Origin of the sequence: Kitasatospora sp. NPDC091257 (genome assembly GCF_044757675.1) — a bacterium.
Classification (GTDB): domain Bacteria; phylum Actinomycetota; class Actinomycetes; order Streptomycetales; family Streptomycetaceae; genus Kitasatospora; species Kitasatospora lactacystinica.
Genome location: NZ_JBIVVI010000712.1, coordinates 1 through 4,811, shown reverse-complemented (window position 1 = coordinate 4,811; position 4,811 = coordinate 1). Strand labels below are relative to the sequence as shown.

The following is a 4,811-nucleotide window of genomic DNA, read 5'->3' as shown; positions in this document are numbered from 1 at the left end:
TCGATGCTCAGACCACCCGCCACCACCGCGGCGGCGATCTCGCCCTGCGAGTGGCCCACCACCGCGTCCGGAACGACCCCGAACGCACGCCACACACCTACTGGACCAGAAAGGCGGCCGGCGCGCTGGCCACGCTCTGGCTCGCCTCCGTCGCCGTCTTCCTGCTGCTCCGCCTCGCCCCCGGCGACCCGGTGTCCGCCGCGCTCGGCGCCGAGGCCGACCAGGAGCAGCGCGACCGGCTCGCCGACAGCCTCGGCGTGGACCGGCCGATGCCCGTCCAGTACCTGGGCTGGCTGCACGGGCTGCTCACCGGCGATCCCGGCAGCTCCTTCCACTACCGGGAACCGGTCACCCGCCTGATCGGCCAGAGCGTCGGCAGCACCGTTCAGCTCGCGCTCGCCGCCGGCCTGCTGATGCTGGTCCTCGGCCTGCTGCTGGGCGTCGCCCTGGCCTCCGAGCGGCGCGGCCGGCTCGCCCGGGTGCTCGACCCGCCGGCCACCGCCCTGCTGGCGCTGCCGGTGTACGTCACCGCCGTGCTGTTCGTCTTCGTCTTCGCGGTGCTGCTGCGCCTGCTGCCCGCCGGCGGCGAGCGGGACCTGTTCGCCGCTCCGGACCTCGCCGTCCAGTACCTCGCCCTGCCCGCGGTGGCGCTCGCGCTGCCGGGCTCGGCGGTGCTGGCCCGGCTGCTCGCCACCGAGCTGCGCCGCACCCGCCAGGAGGAGTTCGTGCTGACCGCCGTCGCCAAGGGGGCCTCGCCCCGGCGGGTCCTGGCCCGCCATGTGGTGCCCAACAGCCTGGCGCCGTTCTTCGTCGAGTTCGGCCTGCACCTGGGCGAGCTGCTCGGCGGCGCGGTGGTCGCCGAACAGCTCTTCGCCCGGCACGGCCTCGGCCAGCTGCTGCTGGATGCCATCAACCAGCGGGACTACCCGGTCGCCCAGACCCTGATCATGCTCGCCGTCGCCGTCGCCGTGCTCGTCCAGCTCGGCTCGGAGCTGCTCGTCGGCCGGCTCGACCCGCGGATCGCCCGCGCCGGCACCGGGGAGGACCGGTGACCGCCACGACCACCCCCGCTGCGCGCCGCCGGCGGTTCGCCCCGCCCGCGCTCCCGGCCGCGCTGCGCACCCGGCGCGGCCGCACCGGCGCGCTGCTCGTCCTCCTGGTGGTGCTGCTGGGGCTGCTCGGCCCGCTGCTGGCCGCGGACCCCTACCGGCAGGGCCCGGACGCCCTGGCCGGACCGTCGGCGGCCCACCTGCTGGGCACCGACGAGGTCGGGCGCGACCTGCTCGCCCGGGCCCTGGCCGGGATCCGCACCGAGCTGCTGGTCTGCCTGCTGGCCGTCCCGGCGGCCGCCGTGCTCGGCACCGCGCTGGGCCTGCTCGGCGGGCTGAACCGGCTGCTGGGCGAGGCCGTCCAGCGGCTGTTCGACCTGCTGCTCGGCCTGCACGGCGTCCTGCTCGGACTCGCGCTCGCCCTGCTGGTGCACCCGGGGCTGGGCACCGTGGTGGCCACCATCGTGCTCAGCGCGCTGCCCTCCTTCGGCCGCCAGGCTCGGGCCGCGCTGCTCGCCCAGCTGGCCCGCGACCACGTGGTGGCGGCCCGGGTGCTCGGCGTGCCGCGCGGCCGGATCCTGCGCCGCCACGTGCTGCCGAACGTCGTCGACGCCACCACCGCGCTGCTGGCCGTGGCGATGGCGCACGCCGTCAAGACCGAGGGCGGACTGAGCGTGCTGGGCCTCGGCATCCAGCCGCCCGCCCCCTCGCTCGGCACGATGATCAACACCGGCTCCAAGTACCTCTTCCTCCACCCGGGTTACGCCCTGGCGCCGGTCCTCCTGCTCGGCCTGCTGGTGTTCGGCCTGACCCTGCTCGCCGACTCGTTCAACCGGGAGAGACTGCGGTGACCACGACCGATGCGGTGACCACGACCGATGCGGTGACGACGACCGATGCGGTGACCGCCGCCGCGGTGCCGGGCCCGCCGCTGCTGGAGGTGCGCGGCCTGCGCGTCACGGCGGGCGGCGGCGAGGCGGTGCGCGGGGTGGACTTCACCGTGCGGCCGGGCGAGATCCTCGGCCTGGTCGGCGAGTCCGGCTCGGGCAAGACCCTCACCGCGCTGGCCGTCAACCGGATGCTGCCGCCGGGCTGCCGCACCACCGGCGGCACCGTCCGGTTCGACGGCACCGACCTGCTCGCCCTGCCCGAACCCGCCGTGCGCGCGGTGCGAGGCCGACGCATCGGCATGGTCTTCCAGGACCCGCTGGCCCACCTCAACCCCCGGATGCCGGTCGGCCGCCAGCTCGCCGAGGCGGCCCTGGTGCACGGCGCGAGCCGCCGGGCCGCCCGCGACCGGGCGCTCGAACTCCTCGACCTGGTCGGCATCGCCGAGCCCGCGCGCCGCTACCGCGACCGGCCGCACGAGTTCTCCGGCGGCATGCGCCAGCGCGTGCTGATCGCCATGGCGATGGCCAACCGCCCGGAGCTGCTGATCGCCGACGAGCCGACCACGGCGCTCGACCCGAGCACCCGGGTGGAGATCCTGGACCTGCTGGTCCGGCTTCGCGACGAGACCGGCACGGCCGTCCTGCTGATCACCCACGACCTCGGCGTGGTGGCCCGCAGCTGTGACACCGTCCAGGTGATGTACGCCGGACGGATCGTCGAACGGGCGCCCACCGCACACCTGTTGGCCGCACCCCGGCACCGGTACACCGCCGGGCTGCTGGCCGGCGTGCCCCGGCTGGACGGTCCGCCCGGTGCACCGCTCGCCGTCATCGGCGGACGCCCGCCGGCGGCCGGCCGGGCACCGGCCGGCTGCGCCTTCGCCCCGCGCTGCGCGGCCGCCGACGACCGCTGCACGGCCTCGGCGCCGCAGTGGACCGGCGCGGCCGATTCCGGCTTCGCCTGCCATCTCCCGCTTTCCCAGGCCGTGGTGACGGAGCGTCAGGACAGCGGGCCGCGACGGTCGGAACGGGCCGCCGAGCCCGTCCTGGTCGCCGACGGCCTCACCGTCCGCTACGGCCGCCGCCGACCGCCCGCCCTGGAGGGCGTGGGCCTGAGCGCCGCGCCCGGCCGGGCGGTCGGGGTGATCGGCGAGTCCGGCTCCGGGAAGTCCACCCTGGCCCGCGCGCTGCTCGGGCTGGTGCGCCCGCAGGCCGGGACGGTGCGGGTGAACGGCCGGTCCTGGGCCGGGGTCGACCGCGCCGAGGAACGCGAGCTGCGCCGCCGGGTGCAGTTGGTCTTCCAGGACCCGTACGCCTCGCTCAGCCCCCGGATGACGGTGCGCGAGGCGCTGGCCGAACCGCAGGCCGCCCACGGGCTGCGGGACCGCGACCCGCGCGGGCTGTGCGAGCTGGTCGGCCTGCCGGAGGCGGTGCTCGACGCCCGGCCGCACCGGCTCTCCGGAGGCCAGCGCCAGCGGGTCGCGATCGCGCGGGCCCTGGCCGTCGGCCCGCAGGTGCTGGTCGCCGACGAGCCGACCTCCGCGCTGGACGTCTCGGTCCAGGCGCAGATCCTCAACCTCTTCGCCGAACTGCGCGAACACCACGGCGTCGGGCTGGTGTTCATCTCGCACGACCTCGCGCTGGTCCGGCACCTGTGCGACGACGTGCTGGTGCTTCGGCACGGCCGGGTGGTCGAACAGGCCCCCGCCGCCGAGCTGTTCGCCGCCCCCGCCCACCCGTACACCCGGGAGCTGCTGGCCGCCGCCGGCGCCCCCGGCCCGACCCGCCCATGACCGGACTCTGGAGCCCCATGCCTGCCGTGCCCCCTTCGCGTCGCCAACTCCTGTTCGGCACCGGTGCGGTGGCCGCGCTCTCGGTGCTCGGACCGGCCGGGACCGCCGTGGCGGCGCCGCCGCACGGGCCGCCGACCCGGCCGTCGAACGGACCGGACGTGACCGAACTCGGCCCCGGGAACAGCGACTTCCCACTGATGAGCGCGACGCTGATCGGCGACACCCTGTGGATCGGTTCGCGCAACCTCGCCCCGGCCCGGGTGATCGGCCACCACCTGCCGACCGGCCGGGTCACCGCCACCGTCGAGCTGCCCACCGGCAACTTCGTCCAGGGCTCGGCCGCCCGGGACGGCGTGCTCCACCTCGGTGTCACCGACGCCCCGGGCGCGGCCAACCTCTACCGCTACGACGGCACACTGACCGCGCTCGGCAACGTCCCCGGCGCCGACGTCCGCGACGTGGCCGTCGCACCGGACGGGACGGTCTACGCGACCGGACGACAGAAGGGCCGGGCCGCCGGTCCCGGCCTCTATGCCTGGAGCCCGGCCACCGGAGCCGTCACCGAGGTCGCCTCCCCGGCGCCGGGTGCCACCCAGGGCCGCGCCGTGGCCGCCACCGCGACCCACGCCTACCTCGGCGTGGGCAGCAACCTCGCCGGCGGCGGCGGAGCGACCCGGGCGAGCCTGTACGCCGTCGAGCGGGCCACCGGCGCCGTCACCGACATCACCCCGCCCGACCTGCGCGGCGACACGATCATCCGCCGGATCACCGTCCTCGGCGACGACCTGCTGGCCGTCTCCACCGAGGGCGCGCCCGCCCACGTCGCGCTCCTCGACCCGGCCGGCCACCGGGTGCTGCGCTCCTTCGCCGTCCCCGGCACCAAGAGCGTCACCAACTTCCAGCGCCGCGGGGACACCCTCTGGTTCACCTCGACCGAGCACGGCGTGCTGTGGCGCCACGACCTCGCCACCGGCGCCCTCGACCAGCTCGCGGTGCCCGTGCCGGACGGCAACTCCTGGGGCCTCGGCCGGCTCGGCGACACCCTGGCGGGCGTCACCGAGGGCGGTACTGTCTGGACC

Annotated in this window: 4 protein-coding genes and 1 pseudogene; 4 read left to right on the top strand and 1 reads right to left on the bottom strand. The window is 76.4% G+C overall.

Annotated features, from left to right (window positions below; genetic code table 11):
• A partial coding sequence (locus ACIQOV_RS27920; protein WP_401053127.1) for a hypothetical protein occupies nucleotides 1-59 on the bottom strand: 59 nt, incomplete at its 3' end.
• On the opposite strand from ACIQOV_RS27920, the gene ACIQOV_RS27915 reads away from it, so the two are divergent.
• From ACIQOV_RS27915 to ACIQOV_RS27900, 4 genes and pseudogenes are all read left to right on the top strand, one after another.
• Nucleotides 51-1,052 (top strand): ABC transporter permease, encoded by a 1,002-nt coding sequence (locus tag ACIQOV_RS27915; protein ID WP_401053125.1) that lies wholly within the window; start codon nucleotides 51-53, stop codon nucleotides 1,050-1,052. The genes ACIQOV_RS27920 and ACIQOV_RS27915 overlap by 9 nt on opposite strands.
• Nucleotides 1,049-1,900 (top strand): ABC transporter permease, encoded by an 852-nt coding sequence (locus ACIQOV_RS27910; protein WP_401053123.1) that lies wholly within the window; start codon nucleotides 1,049-1,051, stop codon nucleotides 1,898-1,900. The genes ACIQOV_RS27915 and ACIQOV_RS27910 overlap by 4 nt, the downstream gene beginning before the upstream one ends.
• Nucleotides 1,897-3,732 (top strand): dipeptide ABC transporter ATP-binding protein, encoded by a 1,836-nt coding sequence (locus tag ACIQOV_RS27905; protein WP_401053121.1) that lies wholly within the window; start codon nucleotides 1,897-1,899, stop codon nucleotides 3,730-3,732. The genes ACIQOV_RS27910 and ACIQOV_RS27905 overlap by 4 nt, the downstream gene beginning before the upstream one ends.
• Before the next feature lie 26 nt (nucleotides 3,733-3,758).
• A pseudogene (locus ACIQOV_RS27900) lies at nucleotides 3,759-4,811 on the top strand (hypothetical protein); the annotation flags it as partial.